The organism is Bacteroidota bacterium, assembly GCA_016713925.1.
Lineage (GTDB): Bacteria > Bacteroidota > Bacteroidia > AKYH767-A > OLB10 > JAJTFW01.
The window spans coordinates 865,209-891,094 of the sequence record JADJOH010000008.1; the positions used below are offsets into that span (position 1 = coordinate 865,209).

19 protein-coding genes are annotated in these 25,886 nt (G+C 42.1%); 4 read left to right on the top strand and 15 right to left on the bottom strand.

The window, feature by feature from the left end; all coding sequences use genetic code 11:
* Positions 1-36: 36 nt before the first annotated feature.
* Entirely contained in the window at positions 37-1,014 is a 978-nt protein-coding gene (locus IPJ86_17540) for an ABC transporter substrate-binding protein (protein MBK7889023.1), read from the bottom strand.
* Between the two features lie 163 nt (positions 1,015-1,177).
* Positions 1,178-2,671 carry a hypothetical protein gene (locus IPJ86_17545; protein ID MBK7889024.1) on the bottom strand — a complete coding sequence of 498 codons (1,494 nt, stop codon included), beginning with the start codon at positions 2,669-2,671 and terminating at the stop codon, positions 1,178-1,180.
* Between the two features lie 104 nt (positions 2,672-2,775).
* On the opposite strand from IPJ86_17545, the gene IPJ86_17550 reads away from it, so the two are divergent.
* Both IPJ86_17550 and IPJ86_17555 read left to right on the top strand, forming a co-directional pair.
* Positions 2,776-5,814, top strand: a complete 3,039-nt coding sequence (locus IPJ86_17550; GenBank protein MBK7889025.1) for an amidohydrolase family protein — start codon at positions 2,776-2,778, stop codon at positions 5,812-5,814.
* On the top strand, positions 5,807-7,114 hold the full coding sequence (locus IPJ86_17555; protein MBK7889026.1) for an amidohydrolase: 1,308 nt from the start codon (positions 5,807-5,809) through the stop codon (positions 7,112-7,114). The genes IPJ86_17550 and IPJ86_17555 overlap by 8 nt, the downstream gene beginning before the upstream one ends.
* A gap of 78 nt (positions 7,115-7,192) precedes the next feature.
* Here the strand turns inward: IPJ86_17555 and IPJ86_17560 are convergent, their stop codons facing one another.
* The 3 genes from IPJ86_17560 to IPJ86_17570 all read right to left on the bottom strand — a co-directional run bounded on the left by IPJ86_17560 (position 7,193) and on the right by IPJ86_17570 (position 8,915).
* Positions 7,193-7,483: a transcriptional regulator gene (locus IPJ86_17560; protein ID MBK7889027.1), complete on the bottom strand. Its 291-nt coding sequence runs from the start codon at positions 7,481-7,483 to the stop codon at positions 7,193-7,195.
* Positions 7,484-7,494: 11 nt separating this feature from the next.
* On the bottom strand, positions 7,495-8,100 hold the full coding sequence (locus IPJ86_17565) for a hypothetical protein (protein MBK7889028.1): 606 nt from the start codon (positions 8,098-8,100) through the stop codon (positions 7,495-7,497).
* A gap of 143 nt (positions 8,101-8,243) precedes the next feature.
* A complete protein-coding gene (locus IPJ86_17570) occupies positions 8,244-8,915 on the bottom strand; it encodes a hypothetical protein (GenBank protein MBK7889029.1) in 672 nt (223 codons plus the stop codon).
* A gap of 612 nt (positions 8,916-9,527) precedes the next feature.
* Here IPJ86_17570 and IPJ86_17575 point away from each other — a divergent pair.
* Entirely contained in the window at positions 9,528-10,772 is a 1,245-nt protein-coding gene (locus IPJ86_17575) for a T9SS type A sorting domain-containing protein (protein ID MBK7889030.1), read from the top strand.
* 149 nt (positions 10,773-10,921) lie between these two features.
* Here IPJ86_17575 and IPJ86_17580 read toward each other — a convergent pair whose 3' ends face one another.
* The 8 genes from IPJ86_17580 to IPJ86_17615 all read right to left on the bottom strand — a co-directional run bounded on the left by IPJ86_17580 (position 10,922) and on the right by IPJ86_17615 (position 18,681).
* A complete protein-coding gene (locus IPJ86_17580; GenBank protein MBK7889031.1) occupies positions 10,922-11,257 on the bottom strand; it encodes a DUF86 domain-containing protein in 336 nt (111 codons plus the stop codon).
* Positions 11,250-11,543, bottom strand: a complete 294-nt coding sequence (locus IPJ86_17585) for a nucleotidyltransferase family protein (GenBank protein MBK7889032.1) — start codon at positions 11,541-11,543, stop codon at positions 11,250-11,252. Before IPJ86_17585 ends, IPJ86_17580 begins: the two co-directional genes overlap by 8 nt.
* A gap of 208 nt (positions 11,544-11,751) precedes the next feature.
* On the bottom strand, positions 11,752-12,705 hold the full coding sequence (locus IPJ86_17590; protein MBK7889033.1) for a tryptophan 2,3-dioxygenase: 954 nt from the start codon (positions 12,703-12,705) through the stop codon (positions 11,752-11,754).
* A gap of 105 nt (positions 12,706-12,810) precedes the next feature.
* The gene (locus IPJ86_17595) at positions 12,811-14,790 is read right to left on the bottom strand and encodes a hypothetical protein (protein MBK7889034.1); all 1,980 of its coding nucleotides are present in this window, start codon (positions 14,788-14,790) and stop codon (positions 12,811-12,813) included.
* A 328-nt stretch (positions 14,791-15,118) separates the two neighbouring features.
* Positions 15,119-15,799 carry a zinc metallopeptidase gene (locus tag IPJ86_17600; protein ID MBK7889035.1) on the bottom strand — a complete coding sequence of 227 codons (681 nt, stop codon included), beginning with the start codon at positions 15,797-15,799 and terminating at the stop codon, positions 15,119-15,121.
* 120 nt (positions 15,800-15,919) lie between these two features.
* Positions 15,920-16,990 carry an ABC transporter permease gene (locus tag IPJ86_17605; GenBank protein ID MBK7889036.1) on the bottom strand — a complete coding sequence of 357 codons (1,071 nt, stop codon included), beginning with the start codon at positions 16,988-16,990 and terminating at the stop codon, positions 15,920-15,922.
* 303 nt (positions 16,991-17,293) lie between these two features.
* A complete protein-coding gene (locus IPJ86_17610; protein ID MBK7889037.1) occupies positions 17,294-18,058 on the bottom strand; it encodes an ABC transporter ATP-binding protein in 765 nt (254 codons plus the stop codon).
* Between the two features lie 302 nt (positions 18,059-18,360).
* Positions 18,361-18,681, bottom strand: a complete 321-nt coding sequence (locus tag IPJ86_17615) for a hypothetical protein (protein MBK7889038.1) — start codon at positions 18,679-18,681, stop codon at positions 18,361-18,363.
* Between the two features lie 245 nt (positions 18,682-18,926).
* Here IPJ86_17615 and dprA point away from each other — a divergent pair, with 245 nt between their 5' ends.
* On the top strand, positions 18,927-20,033 hold the full coding sequence (gene dprA / locus IPJ86_17620) for a DNA-protecting protein DprA (protein MBK7889039.1): 1,107 nt from the start codon (positions 18,927-18,929) through the stop codon (positions 20,031-20,033).
* A 278-nt stretch (positions 20,034-20,311) separates the two neighbouring features.
* Here the strand turns inward: dprA and IPJ86_17625 are convergent, their stop codons facing one another.
* Complete coding sequence (locus IPJ86_17625) at positions 20,312-21,919, bottom strand: T9SS type A sorting domain-containing protein (protein ID MBK7889040.1); 1,608 nt, start codon at positions 21,917-21,919, stop codon at positions 20,312-20,314.
* A gap of 219 nt (positions 21,920-22,138) precedes the next feature.
* Positions 22,139-25,633, bottom strand: coding sequence for a T9SS type A sorting domain-containing protein (locus tag IPJ86_17630; GenBank protein MBK7889041.1), 3,495 nt, complete (start codon positions 25,631-25,633; stop codon positions 22,139-22,141).
* Positions 25,634-25,886: the final 253 nt, after the last annotated feature.

The following is a 25,886-nucleotide window of genomic DNA, read 5'->3' on the forward strand; positions in this document are numbered from 1 at the left end:
TTCTATTAAGTTTGCATTGTAATTAACAAATTACTTCTAAGGAACGAGTGTATAACTGCTATCCGGCGTAATCATAAACTTCTCCGCAACACTCTTACTCATCACCTTCTTCCTCACTCTCACCATCTCCGGTTGTATCCCCTCTGTACTGCCACTCTTCAACAACTTCACCGCCTGTATTCCCGATTGGTATCCCCATTGATACATATCCGCTCCGAAACTCGCCAATGCCCCCCGGCTCACCAGTCCCGCTTCACTCGTCAGTACCGGAATGTTTTTATCATTGCAGGCTTTTACAATCGTCTCAAAGGAAGAAAAAATAACATTATCCGGCAGCGCGAAAAATACATCAATATCCTTTGCCAATATCGACTGTGTGATCAACTGTGTCTCTGACGAATTGCTCACCGGAATCGCCTCCAGCACAATACCTGCTTTTTCACATCCTGCCTTCAACCTGTTCAACGCATCCACACTCTGTGATTCCGACTGACTGTATATCGTTCCAGCCTTCTTAGCGCCGGGAAAAAGCTGACGAATCAGGGTGACGGAAGTGTCGATATACTCCAGCGTTTCATAGACTCCGAATAAGTTCGGCGGATTGTTGCCGGCTTTATCTGTAAGACCTGCAATGTCGGGACGAGGAGCCACCATCATAAAGACAGAGATATCACGGTTACGCTGTACCGTAGTAATGGTGGCAAGCGTGGTGTTGGTCGCAATTAGTGCAGGTTGTTGGGCAATGACATAGTCTGCCGCTTGCAATAGGGTGGGCTGATCTCCCTGTGCATTGCGGTAAAGGATGGAGATGGTATTGCTGTCCTCGCTGAAGCCGGATTCCTTTAATGCATCACAGAAGCCTTGCTTTTCCTGTGCTAATGTGGCATCTTCTACATAATCGATGAAGCCGATGAGGGGGATAGTCTTTTCTTTCTCTGATTTTGTTGAATTGCAGGAGATAGAGCAGATCAACAAGAGAGTGAGGATCAAATAATGGAGGAAATGTTTGTGCATGGAGAATGACGGCTTTCGAGAGAAACAGATTTGAGGAGTGAAAGTTAAAAAATTGTATTTAGATGATAATATCTTGTCCAAATATTTTGTTATTACATGATTTTATAACAGGAACACGGATTAAACGGATTTAGGGGGTTTGCGCGGATGAAAAGAATAAGATTTACTTAAGGCCTGAGACAGTTTTGCTTTGTGCATAGGCTTCTTTCATGATGGCTCCGCAAACGGAGGAATAGAAGGGTTCCTTCATTTCTTGAAGCAAGAGGGCAAGTCCGGCGGTATCTTCTTTTTTGCGGGATTTGCCGAGCAGGGAACAGAAAAATTTATTCATCAGATACCAGGGATGATCTTGTTGCTTTTTGCGATGGGATTTTGCTTTCTCAAAGCAGGGTATAGCATCCTCGTAATCTTTGTTAATGAAATGCTGCAGACCTTTCCATTCCTGAAGCATGATAGAAATTTCATGTCGGTGCCGGCCCATATCTTCTGCCAGTTGGCGCATATGATTCAATTGATCGGCTTGAATCTCTTCTTGCTTTAAGGCTTTTAATGTAAAGATCAGGGTACGTAGCTCTGATAATTTAATCCAGTTATTTCTTGCGGCCAGACTTCGGGAAGAGGCTTTATAAATCAGATGCTCTACTTCGTTCAGACAACGCAGCGCTGCATCAAGGTCACCGTAATCGGCCTCAATCTGACAACGCACGAAGCGCAATGCCGGCCGTTCATCATGGAGTTCATGCAAGCGGGCTTCCTTCTCTGCTTCATCCAGCCATTGCAAACGTTTTTCCCGCCCCGCCTGTAGCTTGTACTGCGCCAGTATGGTAAGCACCCTTCCTTTCGACTCCGGATGATAAATTAAGAGCTGATTCAGGGATTCTTCCAGATAGTCAAGATAGGGTGCTAAATTTCGGGAGGGCGTAGGCGTTAGTACAGCAGCACGGAGTATCTTGAGAAGGAGGCTGTATTTATGAGTCGCGTTCTTTTCAAGTGTCAGCAGTTTGCCCAATTCCTGTAATACAGCATTTATCTTTGTTTCATCCGAGAGTCCCTTGTCCGCTGCTTGTTCAAGTTGGATGAGTTCAAAACCGATGCGAAATTGTTGCTGCAATTGTTGCTGCCGTTCTGTTATTCTATCATATTTCTTTAGAAAGCCTTCCGGTCCTTCCCTGCGATACAATTCTTCAAGAAAGGCAGATTGTTGTCGATATAAAGTCAGGATTAAATCTTCCGCCTCATGGGTCTCACATTTATTTTCAAAATCTTCCAGCTCATCGGTGAGGGACAAGGGTGGATGCAACTGAATGCTCTCCGCAAGTTCCAGATAGGCTGCAAAGAGCGGGGCGTAATCGGATTGCCGGGTGATCTGTTTTTTGTATTCCGTTGATTGCAGCAAGAGACCGATTTCATGGTCAATCTCCAACAATGTTTGGCGGAACTCGGCCGCTTTTAATCTTTTAAACCGGGCTTTCGACATGGCAAAAGGATCGAAGCCTGTAGAGGTACGGTACATGTTCAGCAAGGCTTCCAGGAGTTCATGCCGCTCCGGACTCGCACCTTCTCCCAACTTTTGCAGTACATAGTCCAGCACCGGCCTTTCTTTGGGGAGGCGGAAGAGCTGAAAAGCAGCTTCTGAAGCAGGTCTGTTTTCGGACATCGGTGCGTTTATGTTCTACAAAATCAGGGCATTTAGATTCCCCGGCTTTTCTGAACGGTCACGGTTATAAAACTATTACCTTCGTCGTCCAGCCTGAAATGGAAATGAGAAAAATACTAACATTGTTATTCACGTTATTTTTTGGTCTTGAAACGGTGAATGCCCAGACCACCAAACCCGTAACCGGATTGTCGGATGAGCGGTCAATACCCATAGCTTTCCGGAACGCAACGCTCGTAGTGGATGCGAAAACCGTGATCAAGGGTGCCACGCTATTGATTCGAAAGGACAAGATTATTGCTGCCGGTACAGGAGTCACTATCCCCGCTGATGCCGTGGTGTATGATTTGAAGGACCGGTATGTCTATCCTTCATTTATTGATCCGTTTACCGATTATGGGCAGCCGGAATCTAAACCACCCACAAGAGCCAATCGCCGTGAACGCGGTGCGCAGGTGGAAAGTGCGACGCCGGGTGCCTATCACTGGAATCAGGCTATCCGTTCCGAAACTGAGGCGTATATGTATTTTACAGTAGATGAAAAGCGGGCCATGGAACTGCGGAAGCTCGGTTTCGGTACTGCGTTGTCGTTACAGAAGGATGGGATTGCCAGAGGAACTGCTGCATTGGTCCTCCTGGGAGAAGAGGAGGAGCGAGCCATGATTTTGAAAGACAAAGTAGCAAATGCGCTTTCCTTTAATAAGGGGTCTTCCACGCAAGATTATCCATCTTCCTTAATGGGTTCTATTGCATTGCTTCGTCAAACCTATCTGGATGCACAATGGTATGCGCAAACAACGAACAGGGAGATGGATATTTCTCTCGCAGCATGGAATGCCAACAAGGGCTTGCCTCAGATTTTTGAAGTGGGTGATTATCGTTCTGCGCTTCGGGCGGATCGGATAGCCAAAGAATTTGGTGTAAATTATATTTTGAAAGGCGGCGGAGATGAATACAAACGCGTGGAGGAAATACGTAAGACCGGTTCGGCATTTATTATCCCATTGAATTTTCCGAAGGCATATGATATTACCAATCCTTTCGATGCCCTGAACGTGAGTTTGGGAGAGATGCTTCATTGGGAGATGGCTCCTGCTAATGCCCTGATGCTTCAAAATGCAGGAGTGCGATTTGCCTTTACTACCGATGGATTGAAGGAGAAGAAGGAATTTTCTGCTGCATTACTCAAGACAATTAAATGCGGACTATCTAAAGAAGCAGCTTTGAATGCACTGACTACCGTTCCTGCCTCTCTCCTGGGTTGTGCCGATAAACTGGGTGCATTGCGTTCCGGCATGATTGCAAATTTTTTCATCTGTACAAAGGATTATTTTGAAAAAGACAATGTCGTTCTGGAGAATTGGGTCGCGGGAAAACGCTACGTGATCAAAACATCCGATAGCATTGACATAAGAGGAAACTACAGCTTGAAACTGGATACCTTGAACAACTGGAATCTTAAGGCAAGCGGTGATATGAATGCACCCGAATGGACGTTGCAACGTGATTCTACTAAAGTAAAAGTGGAAGCACAACTATTCAGTTCGCAATGGACTTTCCGATTTGAACCGGTGAAAGGCAAGGGCGCTTATCGTTTGAATGGAAGTTTGGATGCATCCTTCAATTCCATCTCCGGTCAGGCGCAGACACCCGATGGGAGATGGCTCCTCTGGACGGCCACAAAAACGGGTCCTGTCGAAGCAAAAAAAGATACAACGAAAAAGGATAGCCTCTTCGTTCTTCCACAAGTATGGTATCCGAATATGAGCTATGGCTGGAGGGGAAAAGAGAATTTCCCAAAGGCATCAACAGTATTAATCAGGAACGCTACCGTATGGACCTGTGAGGAGCAGGGTGTGTTGCAGAATACCGACGTCTTAATTCGTGATGGTAAAATAGCCATGATCGGAAAGGCTGCTGCTGAGGTAAGCAAGGATCTTTCCGCTGCTGAAATTATCGATGGTACAGGTATGCATTTAAGTCCGGGCATTATTGATGAGCATTCGCATATTGCCATCGATGATGGCGTCAATGAAGGAACACAGTCGATCACTTCAGAAGTGCGTATAGGCGATGTCGTTAATTCTGATGATATCAATATCTATCGTCAGCTATCCGGAGGCGTTACTACCTCGCATTTGTTACACGGAAGTGCCAATGCTATAGGCGGACAATCTGCCTTGATTAAGTTACGATGGGGACATGCTGCCGAGGAGATGAAATTTAAAGGTGCCGATGGATTTATAAAGTTTGCCCTGGGAGAAAATGTGAAGCAGTCCAACTGGGGCGATAATAACGTTAGCCGCTATCCGCAAACACGTATGGGCGTGGAGCAGATTTATATGGATGGGTTTACTAGAGCGAGGGAATATGACAATGTCCATTCTAAATCGAAACCTGCCTCTGGAAAGAGTGTTTCACCCATGCCCCGGAGAGATCTTGAGCTGGAAGCCCTGGCGGAGATCCTCAATAAAAAGCGCTTCATCACTTGCCATAGCTATCAGCAGGGAGAAATAAATATGCTGATGCATGTGGCGGATACTTTTGGGTTTACCGTGAATACATTTACACATATCCTCGAAGGGTATAAAGTAGCGGACAAGATGAAACAACATGGTGCAGGCGGTTCATCCTTCGCGGATTGGTGGGCGTATAAGTATGAGGTGATTGAGGCCATTCCGTACAACGGTGCGTTGATACATAAAAATGGAGTCGTAACTGCATTTAATAGTGATGATGCAGAAATGGCGCGACGACTCAATCAGGAAGCAGCAAAAGCAGTGAAGTATGGAGGAGTCTCTCCGGAAGAAGCACTTAAATTCGTGACGCTGAACCCTGCTAAATTATTGCATGTAGATAAAAGTGTGGGAAGCATAAAGGTAGGGAAGGATGCGGACCTGGTCTTGTGGAATGGTCCGCCGCTCTCGGTGTATTCAAAGCCGGTCAAGACTTTTGTAGATGGTGTTTGCTATTATGATTTAAAGAAAGATCAGGAAGCACGTATAGCCATCGAAACAGAACGTCAACGCCTCATCAAAAAGATGATGGATGAAAAATCATCCGGAGGCGCCATGCAGAAACCCACGGCTACGGTGCAGGAATTATATCATTGTAACGATATGGAACATTTACCCCATGAATAGTATGAACAAGAAATTAATATTCTATTTACTCCTACTCGCCAACGTTAGTCTCTTCGCCCAGCGACCTGTTCCGGCGGATAGCAGCAACACCCGCATCCTTCTCATGGGGGCTACTGCTCATATTGGTAACGGGCAAGTCATTGAGATGAGTGCGATAGGCATTGATAAAGGCAAGTTAAGTTTTGTAATGGATGGGAAAGGATTCAAGCCGGACCCCCGCTCCTTCGATACCATCATCTATGTGAACGGGAAACATGTTTATCCCGGCTTCATAGCCATGAATACCAATCTCGGGTTAAGTGATCTGGAATTGGTACGTGCGACCAACGATTTCAGGGAGAGTGGAAGTATTAATCCAAGTGCACGCGCGCTCATTGCCTATAACACCGATTCAAGAGTGATTCCTACGGTGCGTGACAATGGAGTCCTTATGGCACAAGTGGCTCCGCAGGGAGGGTTGTTATCCGGAAGTTCCTCGGTAATGCAATTGGATGCCTGGAACTGGGAGGATGCTGTCATTAAAGCCGACGATGGGATCTGGGTAAACTGGCCTTCCATGCGGATTTTTAAGGCACCCTGGGCCGATTCGGAGGAGGAACAAAGGGAACGAAATGAAAAGGCTTTGCAGTCGCTCTATACATTGTTCAACGACGCCTCCGCTTACGCGAAATCAGTACCGGCAGTAAAGAACCGGCATCTGGAAGCGATGAAGGGATTGTTCGACAAGAGCATGACGTTGTATGTGCGCTGTGAATTTGCCCGGGAAATTTTGGAGGCGGTGAACTTTGCTGTAAAGTATAATCTTCGGATAGCCATAGCCGGTGGTGCAGATAGTTGGAGAGTTGCTGATGTATTGAAGCAACATAAAGTGCCTGTAATAATCACCCGAACGCATGCCTTGCCACAGCGGGAGGATGAAGATGTTGATCTTCCCTATAAGCTGCCATATCTCCTGAAACAAGCAGGGGTAGATTTTGCCATTGCGGATGAAGGATTCTGGCAACAACGGAACCTGGGATTTCAGGCGGGCACTGCTGCAGGACATGGATTAACAAAGGAAGAAGCGTTGATGGCAGTTACCAGTGCTCCGGCTCGTATTTTGGGAATTGATAAGCAATGCGGGACACTGGAAGATAATAAGGATGCTACATTATTTATCTCCGGTGGAGATGCACTTGACATGACCGGCAATAAAGTGGAAATGGCTTTTATACAGGGGAGAAGGATTGATTTGGATAATTATCAAAAGGAATTGTATAGAAGATATCTGATGAAGTATAAGCTCAGTGAAGAAAAGTGATTGGAGTTTGCTACAGGCGGGTATCATCAAAAGCAGTATATATAAAAGCGGGATCTCTTTTTGAAGATCCCGTTTTATTTAAGGTTGTGGTTTTAAATAATCCTGTAAGGCCTTCACGTATTTTTCAAAGGCTTTACGACCATTGTCGGTGATGTTACATTTTGTTAGCGGATAATTATCGCGAAAAGATTTTTTTACTTCAATGTATCCTGCCTCTGTCAGCTTATTGATCTGCACACTCAGGTTACCGGCAGTAGCGCCTGTCTTCTCCCGAATATAAGTGAATTCCGCCTCCTTCACATGCATCAGCAGTGACACCACCGACAAGCGTAGTTGCTGATGCAGGAGAGGATCCAGTTCACTAAACATTGCTTTATTGCTCATGCCAATACAGCCGTACTGTTTTGAATCGCTTTGTTGTAACGACTACCAAGAATATAACCCGGGATAATATAGCCGAGCAACACAGCCAACGCAAGCAGCAGAAGTTGGGTCTCGAATCCGACAAAGAAGGCGGCAATGGTCAATGCCCAGTTAATAATTCCACCCACCTGCAGCGGACGGAAGTTGATAACGCCACCACTGATAAATAACCAGAATCCGTACACCATCATTACCATCGGATACGTGTACAATTGCAACTTCGACATAAATCCAAGTACAATGAAGAGAGATACCAGGAAAGCAATCAACACATATTTCATGAAATCATCAATTTGTGTTTTTACTTTTTGTTGTTTCTCTTCACGCATACCTTTGAAAACACTGATTACTCCGCCCAACGGCATCAGCATCCAGGCAAGGTAGGGCTGGTCAAAGCCAGTTTGCAATAATATATAATGGATAGCACTGGCGAAGAATACCAACCATCCCCAGAGCAAGAACCAGGAACCATTGTCGCGTAAATCCTGTTTGGTGGATTCAATCATTGAACGGATAATGGCGAGACTCTCTTCGCTCGTCATGTTTGATTTTTCGTTTTTCATGGGTACAGTTGTTTATACTTGGATGTACATTGATATACGTGGGGATACTTTGATATACGTTGATATTTGTTGAGGTGCGTAGGAATACTTTGGAAAGGTTAGGGGATGTGGAAGGAGGTGTAGACAGAGCGGTTAAACGATTACTATTTGCTTTTTTCGAGATCGGCAAGGAGTTGTTTGGCTCTGTCCAGGCCCCAGGAAGGCCAGGCGGGATCATCGTGTTTATCGTTGGCGTATTTAGCAATGGCTGTATTTAGATATTCCTTTGCTTTCTTTTTTCCGCCACCTGATTCTTCCGGCATATAGGTGAGGGATTCGCCAAGGACTAACCATACGCGCGGGTTTTCTGCGTTTAACTTCTTCGCTTTTTCATATTCTGTCATCACCGCGGGTCCGAGTTTTTCTCCGAGTGCGGGATTCACTTTAATGCGCATTCCATTGATCATCGCTTGTAACAACACGATCTCTGATTCATCTTTTTGCAGGGAGTCGGCACGCTTAATGTAGTAAGCGGCTTTGTCAAGCATTTTGTTAGCCATTGCGGTATCCTTTTTATTCACACCAATTACCGCATTGTAAAAAGCAGCATGGTATTGTGAAATCCAATCGGTGACTGTTGCATTGGCCACCATTTCGATGCCTCTCAGAATAACTTCTTTCGAATCGCCTTGACTAGAATCAATCTCCGCCATGTACTTCAGTAAGAAGCGACGGGTCTTTTCTTTAGGTTGAGTTTTGGCCGGTTGAGCGTTTACCTGGCTTGCGCAGAGGAGCAGCAACCAGGAGAAGAGTAGAGATAGAAGTAGTTTTTTCATGTTTTTTAGAAGTATAAGGCAAATGTAAAGTAGTTTATAGTATAAACCTATTTATAATTTATTATTTCATTTAAAGTGTTGATTATTAATATTTAAATTTCTAATTCAGATCCAAGTTTGTTGAAGATTTGGGCAATTCGTACTTATTTATTCTTGAAATGAATTTTGTGAAAGGTCTTGCTAGTCATTGTGATGGGCCGCGCATCATGTTCCTTAAAGTTAGGACAGATCGCGACCTATCATTACTTTAACCACTTAAAAATTTCAGGAAATCTAAATTCCTATCTTTATACTATAGAATTAAACATCCATCAGTTCATGATCCGTAGAATCTTTTTTCTTTTCCTTTTCATCCGATTCTGTTTTTCCGATGTACAGGCGCAGTTTACTGATAGATATTGGGCTTTCGGTGATAGTGCTGCCATAGATTTTAAAAATTTGATTAATCCACAACCAACCTATAGTGTTTTACAATCTAGGGGTACTTGCGCAAGTATTTGTGATAGCAATGGAGATCTTCTATTTTATTGTGGAACTCCTTATGTTTACCAATGGAGGTTACCAACATTTAATTATACCTATGGCTACGTTGTAAATAAGGCACATCAATTAATGGATAAAGGTGATTCAATTGTTGGTACTCTCTGGTATCAAGAAATGGTAATAGTACCGGATCCTACTAATATTAATCGCTTCTATGTTTTTTGTGCTGGTGTAACGAGTGTCACACCAGGTCTATATTATTCAATTATTGATTTATCATTTAATGGTGGATTAGGAAAAGTAATACTGAAGAATGTTCAGTTAAGAACTGATCAAATCTGTGATGGAATAACAGCAGTTCGTCATGGAAATGGACGCGATTGGTGGGTTATTGCCAGAAGTTGGGATTTTGCCCCAAAAAATGACATTACTGCTTATTTAGTTAGTCCAACAGGTGTTGCAGCTAATCCAACACAAAATATCGGAATTCTTGCAACTGCAGAAGGTACATACAGGTTAAAATTTAACTCTGGAGGGAATCATTTATACAATGTAGCCTCAAGAGGTATAGTTGAGCGATTTGATTTTGATCGGTGCAATGGAATTTTTTTGAACCAAATTACTTATAATAATTTAGGAAGCCCCTTACAATGGTGCTGGGGTTTTGAAATATCACCCAATGAAAGCAAATTGTATATTTCTCAGATATATCAAACGTTTAATCAGGATACAGGATACCTGTATCAATTTGATTTAAATGCAACAAATTTTCTGGCCAGCGCAGAAACATTGGCAACATTTTTAGCTCCTGATCTCCCAGGTTTATTGGAGATTGGTCCAGATGGCAAAATATACCATAGTGTTACTTGGGCCGGTCCTGATTCCTGTTTTGATTATCTATATTGTTACGGAACTGTTAATACAACTAATTCTAACCTATCAGTAATTAATTACCCGGATAGCGCAGGCATTGCATGTGATTACCAACCATTTTCATTTTATCTTGGTGGACATAAGGCCTATACTGGCCTTCCCAACAACCACAACTATGAATTAGACACCTTACATGGTAGCCCATGCGATACACTCACTGCTGTAGGGCTACCAAACTTATTCCATAAAAACAAAGAGTTGAAACTTTATTATGATAAATCCTGGCAAACGGTTTTTACTAACGCAGAAGATTTACAAGGAAGACAAGCCACATTAGAGTTTTATAATATTAACGGGCAGATAATTGATCGCATTTCTTCCGGAACAGATGGAAGTTATTTTAGCAACAGTAGTTCATTTTCGTCCCAACCTGATGGTGTGTACATTGTTCGGTTAAGTACCGAGAAGGAAGTTTTAACAGGGAGATTTGTTAAATGGTAGCGACAACTTATACCCCAAACTGATTACAGAAATTGATAAACCCAATAGCAGAAAGCATGTAGCAAGATTGCGTGTGGACGGTCTACTTTTGTTGCAATATTATAAAGAGAAGCAGCTTATTAAGTATCCGCTAAGCAACGTAAAATTTTTTATAAATCAATTTTTTTAATCTTAACTATTGTATCAGGAAGAAACGTTTCTTTAATTATCCAAACGATGTTGAAGTCAATTCCAAAATAATCATGAATTATTCTATTCCGAAATCCCCGGATTTTATGCCCGTTTATATTCGGGTGCGCTTCTTTAAATTCATCCGGTAGCCGATTTGCCGCTTCTCCGATGATTTCAAAATTCCTACTGACAGCATCAACCGTTTTGGAGTCATTCACAAACTCTTCAAAAGAAATTCCATCAGTATATTTTATAATTTTCTGTCCACTTTCAAGAATATCTTGAACTAACAATTTAGGCGACCTCTTAGACATAAATTATTTCTCGTTCAATTTCTTCAAAATACTTTGCTTTGATTCCGTTTTTAGACACTAAATCAACTTTCCTTTTGATTTGGTCTTCAAGATAGTCTGCTAAATCGATAAATTCAATTCCAATGGGTTTCGAGAAGTCGACTACAATATCTACATCGCTGGTTGTCGGGGAGAAATCATCGCGAACAATTGAACCAAAGAGTCCAATAGAGGAGACATTGTACTTGTCAACTAATTGAGGTTTGATTCGCCGGATCGCTTCGATAACAGTATTTCTTACAGACATATAGCAAATTTAATGAAATTTATTTGATGAATCTCCGAACTCTAAGCTTAGGGAGGTTATTTTGTACCGCTCAACAAGAACCGTATGACTCCCTGACCCGATCACCTCTGCATATCATCTCCCCCTTATCTCATCTACCCAGGGCCTGGTCTTGGAGGTCAATGACAGGTCGCGACCTGTCATTACATGGGGGGCCTGTCATAACAGATCATCTCCCTCTCACCTCATCTACCCAACCTTTTCCCCAGTTGTCCATTTCTTCGGAGCTCCAGAGTTCGGGATAGAAAATTCTTTTTTGGAAACGGGGAGGTAGGTATTTTTGCCAGTTGGTGCCGCCGGTTGCTGCGATGTCGGCAGGGTTGGCCTGGAGATATTTTGCTGCTGATCTGTAGTGTACCAACGGCCAATTGATGTTGACATTGACATCTAACTGGCGCATTGCAATTCGTAAATCGTCACGTTCCTGTTCTTCGGGAGAGAGGGATTTATAAATTGACCACATATTACACGATTGCAATCGCTCTGCTGTTTCAATCAACTGCCGGGAATATTTTTCTTCGAATTGTCGCAGTGTAAGTGTTTTCTTGCCGGTGGATAGTTCGGTGGCTCCGGCTTTCCAGTAAATATGTTCGAACATTTCTTCCAAAGTGGCTTTCTTGTTTTCAAAAGAAGCACGGACATCTTTATCTACTAACCGAATAAAATCAGTTGCATAAATTTCTATCGTTCTGTACTGCGCACTTTGAAAACCACTGGCGGGCAATAAACTCATTCTGAACTTTTGAAATTGCTCGCGTTCCATACCATCGCCCATGATATCGAAAGAACTGGTGAGTACCGAGAAGTACCGGTTCACCCGTTGGAGTCGTGCGGCCATAAAGGTGGCATCAGGTCCTCTCTCTACAATTTGCTGCAGTTCATGTAAGGCTAACTTGAAGTACAACTCCGTGACCTGATGATACATGATAAACACCGATTCGTCCGGAAACTTAGTCCGGGGTTGCTGGAGGCTCAGTAGGGTATCGAGATGGATATAATCCCAGTACGTGCAGACATCGGCATATAGAAGGCCATCAAGGTAGGAGAGAAGGTCCTGGCCCATGGCAGTGTATTTCTCTTCAAGCAGCTTGATGCGGTCAATGATAGGTTGTGGAAGACTCATTGAGCAAAAATAGTGATTCAAGTGACTGATAAATATCAATTCAGGCCATCATTTCGAATCATGAAATTCCGGACAGGAAATAGCTGTTGCTTTAATGAAGGAAGGCTATAGATGAAAATGCTTGTAGGTAGTTGAAATAGTATTGCAACTGACTCTTATATAGATCAATTGGGAAGATACTCCGGCAAGGTCTATTTCAGCCGGCAATGATAGTCGTGACTTATGCTGAAGGATACATCCGTCAGGTGTAAACAATTCTACGGATACTGTTTCTGAGTTTTGAGCCGACCAAAGCAGAAGAGCTTGATTGCCTTGCAAAATAGAGAAATGAATCGTTTCCGTGTCTTTATCGCTATAGCGAACCGCCACCACCTCTGACAATGCTGAATGGCCATTGAAGTCTGTCTGTCGAATACGGTAATAGAGTATTCCCTCTACTGGAGAGAAATCGTCATGAATATAATTAATTGCATGATTCGAATGACCATGACCATCTTCTATTCCGATAACAGTCCACAGGAATCCATCTAAACTTCTTTCAATTTCAAAGTAATCATTATTGATCTCTGATAGTGTTGTCCAACGTATGACCACTTTGTTTGCAACAGGAAGTGCATCCAGCTGACCCCATTCTACCGGCAGAGGACTTCCGGCATTGAGCTTAAAAAAGAAACCATTTCCTGTGCCAGGAACACTATTCGTAATCGAAAATACGCCGGGGCCCATTAATAAGTCGATCGATCCGGCGGTGAATCTTCCCATAAAGAACGCATGTCCGGCAGTAGAAATGGTCATAGCGAATAGTTGATCAAAATCAATCGCTCCCTCAGGGTCCAGGTGCCATTCGTAAGCACCGTTTTGATCAAGTCGCCGCACAAACGCATCGGTTTGAATATTGCCGGAAGTTACGGATACGACTCCGGGACCCGGATCAAAATCCACGGTTCCTTTAAATGAACCGGCAAGAAATATTTTTCCTGCAGTAGTAATATCCACTTGCGTTGGAATCATCGAAAATCCGCTAAATTGTTGTACCCATAAAAAGTTTCCGGCACTATTGAGTTTTAATAAATATCCATTCATGGATGTCGGTGTGAGCACATTCGTACCGGGTCCGGGATCAAAATCCAGCACATTATTAAATCCGCCCACCACCAATATTTCACCGGTGGAAGTAAAACAAACATTCTGAGAAAAATCGAAACCGGCACTTCCCAGAGATGAAGACCATAGAAAGGTGCCAAGAGCATTGAGCTTGACGAAAAAGATATCAGAAAAGGCAACAGCCGTCATGGTATATACACCGGCGTTAGGGTTGAAGTCGCCTGATCCGCTGAAAGATCCGGTAAGAATGATATCGCCAGAACTGTTTATATCCATTCCCGATAAAGCTTCGGAAGATGTGGTTCCAAAGGATACCGCCCATAAGTGATTTCCGGACGGATCCAGTTTAAAAATACAAACATCCGCGCCACCGGTGGCTGTAAGAAGGGATGTACCGGGTCCGGAATCAAAATCAACACTTCCTGAGAATAAACATCCACCATAAATATTTCCGGAAGCATCACAGCCAATAAATAAACCCTCCTCATTGGACACTCCTCCCATCGAGATGGCCCAAATAAGATTTCCGGCCGGTGATAATTTAAGAATCACCAGGTCATTTCCTCCATTCGATGTTAAAGAAAAAACCCCGGGTCCCGCGTCAAAATCTACAGTTCCTCCAAAATGTCCAATGGTATATAGATTCCCGGCGCCATCAATCGTTAATCCGTTTATCTGCTCCCAGCTCCCGCCGGTATAGTTTAATACCCATAAAAAATTACCTGCAGGGTCCAGTTTCTGAATGAAGGCATCGGTAAATCCATTGGCTGTAAAGCTGCTGACACCGGCAGTAGGATCTAAATCCGTAGTTCCCCGATAGCGCCCGGTATTGTATACATTTCCGGTGGCATCAGTAATATTATCCTGGGGAAACAGATCAGTATTTGACGGGCAAACACTTGCCCATTCCAAGGTATACGCGCACAAATGATGTGATAAAAACACCAACAAAAACAACAATGACCCGATAGTCCTCTTCATATTACAAATATGAGGCGATTAGCCTACGTAAGTCAATAACGCATTTGTAGTATATGTAAATCATAACATGAAATTTCACTCATCTTTTTCGGAGTCAAATAAATACTCAAAAAGGCAGTAACTATTGTACTAAAAAGCGCATTCCTTTACACTAACCACCAAAAAAAATGCCCCACGTTTCCGCAAGGCATTTATAAGTTATCGACTGAAATATTATACTTCCTGAAAAAAAGCAAACAGTCGCGAGGCTTTCATCTCCTAACGAAGATTTTCGCTCGCGATGGGGAGCGGCATCTCCCCACCAGTAGCCGGTAGCCGGTAGCAAAAGTTAGTCGCGTCTTCCCATATAAATCATCACATAATACATCAACGTCGCCAATGCAGCCAAAGCAGCCACCACATAGGTCATCGCCGCCCACCAGAGCGCATCTTTTGATTGGGTATGTTCCTGCGGAGTGGTAATGTTGGCACTTTCTAACCACACTAAAGCCCGCTTACTGGCATCAAACTCTACAGGGAGTGTAATAAAACTAAAGGCAGTAGTAACGGCAAAAAGTGTGATTCCTACGAGTAAGAGGCTGGGGAAGGTATTCACCATAAATATTCCGGCTAACAATACCCAATGCACCCATTGTGATGCGAAACTAACGACCGGCACTAACGCAGAACGGAGTTGAAGCATACTGTAGGCGCGTGCATGTTGTACGGCGTGTCCGCATTCATGTGCAGAAACTGCCGCCGCCGCCGCATTGCGTCCGTAAAATACATCGTGACTCAAATTTACCGTTTTGTCGAGAGGATTATAATGGTCGGTGAGTCGACCTTCTACCGAAATTACTTTTACATCGTGAATATTGTTATCGCGAAGCATACGTTCTGCAATCTGCTGTCCGCTCATTCCTGAACTGATTGGTGTCAATGAATACTCCTTGAATTTGCGCTTCAATTGCATACTTACCAACCAACCGATCAGCATAAATACTATCGAAATCAAATAAATTCCCATCATGGCTATTTTCCTTTTTTTGTTTTTCTTGTTAGGGTACTAACGGTTATCCCGTATGAATGTTTTACAGCGACACCCGCTATCAAAGAGGATGCCGCAGCAAAGGTACTGTCATTCCGTCATTTATTCCCAGCGAAAAAATTTCACCGCCAAAGCATAGATGATGATGCCCCAAAGCGTGATGATGCCCAGCGGTAAAAGTAAGCGTTCGAGGCCGGCGCCTTCATAGGCTACCATGCGCATGGCATCATTTAAGTAGGTGAGTGGCAATATTTTACATAATGGCTGTAACCAGGCCGGAAAATTCTCGATTTCGAAAAAAGTGCCGGATAGTAGAAATTGTGGTAGGGTAACGATGTTCGCCAGTGGAGGAATGGTGCTCTCACTTTTTGCAATTCCGGATACTACAAAGCCAAATCCCATAAAAACGATAAGGCCCAGGGCTGACAAAAGTAACATGGTAGCGAAGGTGGCAAAACCGTGAATGAGGGTAAAACCGAACGCGAAATGTCCGATGAGAATGAGGAAGGCTGCTCCCAGCAATGCAAAAACCAGACGACTGATGGCTTCTCCGAGTACGATATAAGGTTTGCGAATAGGAGTCGCGAAAAATCTTTTAATCACCAGCGTTTGCCTTAAATTGAAAAAGACGAATGCTGTTCCGAAGACCCCTGAACTCAGCAATGAAAATCCCAATTGTCCGGGCAGAATAAAATCAATCGTTTTATACTCGCGCACATTTACTTCTTTCGTTTTTAATTCCACCATTTTATTTTCGGCCTGTGCAGCATTCAGGTTGGCCTTATCAGCGAGATGTTCAAGCATGGAACGGATAATCACCCCCTTTTCCCGTGCAGCTCTGCTGGTGGTGACTTCGAGTGAATAAGACACAGTATTATCCGTAAGTGTTTTTTGAATATTGACAATAGCATCAATATCTCCCTTTTGCAGTTTAACCGGAAGTTCTTCCTCCGCAATACCCGGAATAAGATGTAAGCCCTGCAACGAGACAATACTATCAAAGACCGGATTCCTGGTATCACTCCTTCCATCCAGCGCTACATCTAAACTCAATCCGCCACCATTGATGAATCCAAAGACAAGAATAAATATCAAAGGGAAAAGCAACGTAAACACCACCGCAGAAGGACTCCTCAGTATCGACCTGAAACTCGCCCGCGCAATAGCCAGCATCGCTTTTATTTGCGAGTAATTCTTCACGAAGTAATTTTAACTAATAAATTAAACATACTAAAATAACTTATTTTATTTTGTTTCTTCCTTTACTATCACACTAACAAGTTCCATTAAATACCATTTCGAATTATTCATCATAGCATTGATCAACATCGTTTATTATAGTCTCTCAAAACAGCTATTCAACTATATTACTTCATATTTATTCATCCAATCTTTCATCAAAGTCATTCATCTTATCATTCATCATTCATCAACCCATCTTCAAATTTTCAAATTGAATAATTTTCAAATTGAAAATTATTCTTCCCGCCACTCGTGTCCTGTCAATTGAAGAAACACATCTTCCAGATTCGCTTTCTTCACTTCTTTTTTCCTTTCAAACCCTGTCGCCACCAATTTATCTATAAGTGCATCCGGTGAATCCAGGGCAATGATTCGTCCGGATTCCATGACCGCCACTCTGTCACAGAGCTGTTCCGCTTCATCCATATAATGAGTGGTGATCACGACTGTAGTACCTGCATCGCGAATTTCCCGAATGAGGTCCCAAAGGTTTCTGCGTGCTTGCGGATCCAATCCGGTAGTCGGTTCATCGAGGAAAACGATAGCCGGTTGGTTGATCAGTGTGGTGGCAATACTGAATCGTTGCTTTTGTCCGCCACTGAGTTCTTTATACTTCGCCTTATGTTTTTCCCCCAGCCCCACCTTTTTTAGCATCGACATCGGATCTGCAGTAACGTTATAGAGTCCGGCAAAAAGTTGAATGAGTTCCGTAAGCGTCAGACTGGGATAATAGCCTGCCGCCTGCAATTGCACACCGATAATTTGTTTGATGGCATTCGCGTCTTTGTCGATGTTATATCCGGCTACAGTGACTTCACCGGAACTTTTTTCCCGTAAAGTTTCAATGATTTCCAGGGTCGTTGTTTTTCCTGCTCCATTGGGACCCAGCAAGCCAAAAATTTCCCGCTCAAACACATCAAAACTGATACCCTTCACGGCTTCAAAGGAGGCGTAACTCTTCTTTAAATCCTTTACAGTTATTACCGGACCGGCGTTCATTGTCGCAAATATAGTCGGTACAATAGCATCTGGACGCATTACAAGAGAATTATTTACTATTGTTCTTTTATTGAGCTTTGATCCAAGACCTCCGGTTTTCGAATGTTTTTACAGTCCGCTACCTATATTCTGATAACGTTGACAGACCAAATGTTAAAGGTAAAATATAAAAATTCCGATCCGCGATCTCTTTTTTATCTCTGCGTCTTAGCGCCTCTGCGTGAAACCTTCTGAGGATAATTCTTTAAAATAAAAATCTCTAGATCAAGACAAGTAGTGGCAATTTGTAATTCTATAAGTTCTTAGTTTCCTAAAAAACCCCAGAACTTTCTTTTCTTCAGGTATTCCGGATCTCCATCATTCGCGTAGGCTTCTCGTTCAAAAATAATAGACCGGTAGGCTTCATGGTGGTTATTTCCGGTCAATCTCCTGTAGAGATAATCGACGATATACCAAAAATAAAAGGGAAGGATAAGCAACTCCAACTGCTGACGAAGATGAATCCGCTCATGATTCAGCAGTTGCGGTGTATGCGGAAGATCTTTTTTCCTTAGCAAGATAAAAGGAAACAAGGCCATGCCCGAAGCGGGGAGACGACGCAGAATGATGAGAATGCCGTTCATGGATGCCGGAGGTTGAAATTCAAAATGGATAGAACAAAGGTATTGGCTTTAGTATTATCCGAATGAATATTTTAAAATGATTATGAAATCCGGACAGAATTTATAATTCTTAAGGAGAGAAACAGTGTTTATCAAATTTAAATGTTTGTACATGAATAGTCTGTACGTAGCGTTTATTTTTCAGTTTATATTTGCAAAGTCCCCATCGGTGATTTTATCAGCATTCCCGGACAGTAATTTTAGGTATGATATCAGAACAGGAAATTCTCCATCGTATAGCATTGAGTTTGCTGCCAAATGTCGGTCCCGTAATTGCGCGGGCATTGTACCAGCATTGTGGCAGTGCGGAGGCCGTGTTTCGGGAGAAGAAATCATTGTTGACTAAAATTCCGGGCGTTGGTGCCAAGCGGATCAAGAAGGCTTTCAGCACTCCGGTAATGGATCAGGCAGAAAAGGAATTGCATTTTACGCAAAAGCATAAAGTACTTCCCTTGTTTTTTACCGATGCAAATTATCCCAAAAGGTTGGTGCAATGTCCCGATGCGCCGGTTTTACTTTATTACAGAGGTCAGGCGGACCTGAACGAAGGACGATTTGTAGCTGTTGTGGGAACGCGTTCGGCTACTCCTTACGGTGAGGAGATGACGAAACTACTTGTAGAGGGTTTGAAGGAGGAAAATGTGACCATCGTCAGCGGCTTAGCCTATGGAATAGATATCACTGCCCACGAAGCGGCCCTGAAACATGCTCTTCCAACAATTGGAGTTACGGCACATGGCATGGATAGAATTTATCCTCATCTCCACCGCAACACCGCGGGAAAGATGATGAAACATGGCGGACTCCTCACGGAATATCCCAGTGGCACCAACCCCGACCGGGAAAATTTCCCGACTCGAAACAGGATTGTGGCCGGCATGTGTGATGCGATTGTAGTGGTGGAAGCCAGTGGGAAGGGGGGAGCGTTAATCACTGCAGATTTGGCGCAAGGTTATAACAGAGATGTATTTGCTTTTCCCGGAAGGACGACGGATGTTTTTAGCAGAGGATGCAATGATTATATCAGAGAGAATAAGGCGGCGCTCATCACTTCTGCCGATGATTTACTGTGGATGATGAGCTGGACAGATGATAAAGTGAAAGAGAAAGCCGCATTGCAAACTTCGCTCTTCGTTGATTTAAATCCCGATGAAGAAGTGGTGGTGAAAATCATCAGAGAAAATGGCGAGTCGGGAATTGATATGATCTCCGCCACCTCCGGTATGAGTTTTTCGAAATTAGCAAGTACCCTTTTACAATTGGAGTTTAAAGGAGTGTTGCGGTTGCTTCCGGGAAAGAGGTACAGTTTGTAAGGTGAATTAAAATAAAGACAATATCTATTTCTGATTTTAGAGTATTAGTGTTTCATAGAAAAGCAGGTATACTTCTTCTTATCAAAGTATTCGTGACGAAAATATCCTCCGGAGTTTTCATAGATTCCGGAGGTTTAAACGAATCGTTGGTTCACTTCATTACCTGCATATTGGATAAGTGCTAATGATATTCTCTATTAATTTAAAGTATAGTTTTTCGTGTTTTTTATATTGGTACTTGAGGATTTTTAACAACCCTCTCATTTAGATGAATAAATTTATTCCTTCACCAACTTAACAGTATTGTATGCTCGGGAAGAACTGCTTTTCAGGAAGTAAATCCCGGGTGATAATGAATGCAAATCAACAAGAGTTTTTTCCCCGTTAGTTTTTCCGGTTAAAACTATTTTACCAACTGCATCTGAAATAAAATATTCTGAATTTACTTTAGCAGTGGGTGTTGCTATTGTAATAGTTTCATTTGCCGGATTGGGGTAAACGGATATACCATCTAAATGATTTTCGGTTGCAATACCAGCTGATGCAGATATCCCTCCAAGAAAAGCATCATAGGTATTGGTTCCGTTATTGGAAATTGGTATGCCTCCAAGTGTAAGGCTTGGACCTTTGAAATAGCCGGTGATATAAAAGTCATCATTCGCATTTACTGCAATGCCGGAAATCATATCATCGTTATTACTGCCAAAGGCATCCGACCAAATAATATTTCCTGCATTGTCATATTTAACAATGAAAATATCTGAAACCGTACCTTGATTAGTATAAGTGTTGGTACCTATCGTAATTGAAGTACTTGAAAAAACTCCTAGTGTATATACATTGCCGATCTGATCAATTGATGTACAATATCCACTAAGGTTACTATTTACGTCATCTCCTTTAATCCAAATTGCATTTCCCGAAGTATCAAATTTGGCAATATAATAACCAAAACTTACAATGCCCGGATTTGAATTTATCCATGACTGTGGTCCATAGGTTATTGTATCACTATAATATTGTCCTGTAATTGAAAAATTATCATCGTCATCCGCATACAAAGCATAAATGATACCTCCGGTTCCGGTTTTTGCCCAAACTACGTTACCCAATGAATCAAATTTTAAAAGATAGCTTCCGCCACTTAAAGTCAGGGTATCAATGGTGATTGTGCACGAAACACAAAAATTTCCGGATATATATGTATTGCCACTATTATCAGTAGAAATATCGCTTACATCAGAACTTGACGGTCCTGTAAAGTGTTTTGCCCACATCAAATTACCTGCAGGATCATACTTTATTAAATATGAATCATTTGAAGATGCTTGAGTATTAGTGTACGTCGTGCCTCCAATCGTAACAGATGGACTTAGTGAGTTAAAGACAACATAACTGTTACCGGCAGCATCTGCAGACACACCTCCGCTTTCAGAACTTGTTCCTCCAACACTATTGGCCCATATTACATTTCCCGCTTCGTCATATTTTACAGTAAATATATCAGCAAAGCCGGGGCCGGGAATAGCATTTCTGTAAATGGTAAAGTTTCCAAAAGTTGTGGAGTCTGAAGTAAATGTTCCGCATACAATCACATTATTATTTCCATCGGTACTAACAGTTGAAGGAAATGCATTTCCTGAAGATGGATTTCGTGACCAAAGTACATTGCCCGATGCATCGTATTTTATCAGGAATGTTTTAGGATTTGAAATATCAAAAGTGCCGGCTAAAAGAACATTTCCGTTTAAGTCTGTAGTAACATCTCTTCCATTATCATTAGTAGTTCCACCTATGGATTGTGCCCATGAAAACTGCGGTAGTTGAGCATAAATGTTAGTTAGGGAAATGGATGCAAGCCAGGTGAACAGGATTAGTTTTTTCACAATGATATTTTTTTAAATTGTTATTATGTTTTTAGAATTTCAATAATTAATATTTCAGTGTGTCAATTCTTCACCGCCCGCAGCTCCATGTTTAGACTAAAAAGTTTGAAGAAGTTACCGGCCACACCATTACCCTACTTCAAAAGTGGTAATGGTGTGTAGCCCTTGCAAGGGATGGCGAGCTTTCTTAACAAGAACTGTTAATGAAGAGGACCTGTTTTATTCCTTTACAATTTTAACTACCTTGTTAGTATTTAAGGAAGTAATGTGCAGAATATAAATTCCCGATGGAAGGTTTTCGTTCACATCCACTTTGATGGTATTGATGCCTTCTGTTAATGGTACAGTTTGGGTATGGATCAATTTACCACTGATGTCTGTTATTTTTAATGTAGTGGATTCATCTGTTTCAGATACGAGTTGTGTTGTAAATGTACTGTGGAAAGGATTGGGGTACACTTGCATTTTTGTTGTGTTTAATTCGGATTGATTGCTCAATTCATTTTGATTTCTTAAAGGACTCGTTAATGTAGCCAATGTGTAATAGGTGTATGTTCCGTAATTCAATTGTGGCAAAGGATTACTGGCTGTAACCGTATTGGTAGTAGTGTTTACACTTGAAGGAATTAATTGCCAAACACCTGGAAAATCCTCTGAAGATCTTCTGAAAATATGAAGATCACTTTCATTTAATCCCATCAATTCGCTATCATCATATTTAATGCTGATATTCGCATTTAAACCTGTTATAAGCCCGGGGTTTTGAATTGCATATTGACGGTTGATTGATATTCCACCGTTTAATCCGGTTTCTGATAAGGGCTGTCTAAGTATTTTAAGGTAATTTAAAGGAGTACTGCAGGAAATAATAAATCCAAGTCCACCATAGTTTTTATTTGTTATGGCATTTGTTACATTTTTTTCAATATATAGGTATGGAACTGTTGAAGGCGGGTTTACAGTGCTTATAAAAGTATTACCGGGGGTTTCAATTATTCTGGCAACATTAGTTGTGCTAATTAAATTATCTGCCGTTAATTGAATACTTGAGCCCTTTAAGTCAAAATCACCTTTAGTTAGTTTCAGTGTTCCATATAATTTCATTCGAGCATAACTATCACTCAATGGCGTAATATTGTATGCATTATTAAGTTCAACACCGGCAGGATTGTTTACAGTCATGTTGTTCAAATCTTTTGCAGATAATACATAAGCAGGAGTTGCGCTATTGCCAAGCAAGGTTAATGTGCCCAGTGCACCTGTTGAACCAAGTGAATCAACATCCAGAAATCCGATACTGGTCGTAGTTTTTCCGATGGTCAGGTTTCTTCCTGCCAAATTAAGAAAGCCATTAACTTGTAACGTATCTACGGATAGTGAGTTTACAAGAGCAACATCCAGATTAGGCATACTCATGCCGCCCGGGGGAATAACTTTTAAAGTTCGTAACCGGTCAATCTTAATAGACTGCGGAGTATAATCATATACATATTCTTCAGTATTATATATCACAATTTTTCCAGCTTTCGGCTTAGTGTTTCGAATTCTAAAATCATTATTAAAGTCAGTATCGTAAACTATTTTTCCATATATAAAAAGTGTTTTTCCGAAAAGATCAAAGTTGGCCCCTACGTACAAATTATACATATAAATATTATGGGCACTGATAAATTTGGCATTTTCATTATAGATGGCAACGTTACATTTTACCTCTGCAATTCCTTGATTTAAATCGAGGTTGTTAATAGTTATATTTTGCTGGTTCGGATAGCCCCCAAAATTAAGAGTAGGATATTTTGTATGATCTGTTAGTGGATTGTTAAAATCAACATAACCAATCCTGCCAGCAGAAACACTACAGCTTTTTGCAAAATTCATATTGACATCTTCGCCTAATACAACTTTCGGTAATTCGGGAGCTCCAGTGCTTTCCATTTTAAAGTTGCCATAAAAATTATTCGAACCCTGAAAACGGTAGGTGTTTTCCGCTTCAACATCAGTAGTGTTTTTTATTGTAAGATTATAGAAAAACATATCTGGCGGAAAATCGCTTCCATGCATCAATACTAATGTGCCACCCGTAACTCCCGAAGAGGAGAGATTAAATAAATGAAATTGCGATTGATTGTTTGCAAGTATTCTTCCATACACATTTAATGTGCCGCCCGTCATTGATAACGTGCCTCCCGTTTGAATTTCTAATTTGCGACAAGACGCTGTACCTGTTGTAATAACCGGATAGTGCGGTCTCCCATCCGGTATTTTAACATTGTCATCTTCCAAAGGCATTTGTTGTGGTTCCCAATTGGTAATGTCATTCCAATTGGAGGAAGTGTTTCCGGTCCAGACAATAGGGTTTAAAGCTTCGATGTAATACACTTCCCTGCCAATCAGATTGTCATAGACAGCATCATAGTATAATCTTTCACCAAAAACGGTGAGATTTAAAGGAAAGACGTTGGTGCTATTACTGTTTGTTGGTTTTACTTCTTCTAATGTTGCCAGATCCTCTCCTGTCCTGTAAAGAAAGGTGCCTGAACCTCCAGCAGGAGTGGCACTGAAGTATAATTCATTGTTAAAGGCGGTAAAGAGTGTAATGTTGTTAAAGGCAGGGGTGGTAGTACTGCTAAGAAACAATTGGGTACCGCCAACTGTCCCATCAGTAACCCATAATTCTTTAACAGTAGGTGTTACCTGATTGAAAAAATACATTTTGCTACCTACAATGGTAAAGCTTGGATTGGATACTATATTTATATTTCCAAATAATTGTGTGCCGCCCGCAGTACCATCGCTGATCCATAATCTATAGGTACCCCCGGGTGCTCCGGCTGAGAAAAACATATGATTATTAAACTCAATGAAATTTCTTGGGTTGCTACCGGCTGACCCGGGTACCAGGTCTGCAAAGAGGTTTGTGCCTGCTGCTGTCCCATCAGAAACGAAAAGTTCAGTACCGTTCGTACCGTCAGTCGCGGAGAAAAACAATAGCCCGTTGTATACGAAAGAGTGGTCAAACTCACCAAATTGAAGAGATCCTATAAAGGGATCGGGGTTTAAATCCTTTACCAGGGATGCGATTGTACCTGCTGTGGACCACAATTCTCTAGCGCTGCCTGAAGGGGGGCCATCTGCTGCAAAGTATAATTTATTATTATAGACGATCAGGTGATCCGGGTTAGAGGAAGCCGTACCCGGCTTAATATCAAATGAAGTTATGAATCCTGAGGCGTCTGCAGCATATAACTCCATTCCTGTTGATCCTTGTGCCCGAAAGTAGGCCTTCCCGTCATATTCTGTTATAACTGTTGTGTTGGACTGACCGGAGCTACCGGAGAATATATTCGAAAGACCATTTGTTCCAACTTCAGTTCCATCAGAGGACCATATTTCATTGCCGGCAGCACCATCATTGGCAAAGAAATATAATTTTGGTCCTATTGCTATCAAACTATGAGGTGAGCTAGAGCCCGTACCGGGGCTTATATCCTTTAGCAACCGGGTACCTGCTTCCGTGCCATCGGTCACCCAAGGCTCGACTCCTGTTACACCATCAAAGCCAGTAAAGTAAATCTCTCCATTAAATTCTACAAAGGGACCACCAGATCCACTACTGGTAGGGTGGATGTCTTTGAGCAGCACCGGTTCCTGCGAATAAACATTTAAATTCAGCAAGAGAAACAAAATCAGAAGGAAGGGAGACGTGGTTTTCATATGGTTTTAATTTAGTTGCCAGTTTTAAAGTTTAATTCGATCAACAAATGTAGAAGGCTGTTTTCCAACTTTAATCCCCGAAAAAGGGTAGATTCGACACGATGGCTAGGGGAATAGGCTGAGGTCTCACCCGATTGGGGGAGAAGATCAGGATGAAAATCACTCGTTAACTCAATTGAGCAAAAGCTTAAAAATATTTTAGGTTCTTAGTTTTCGCGGATTCGGGGAATAAATACCAACTCATAAACGAAAT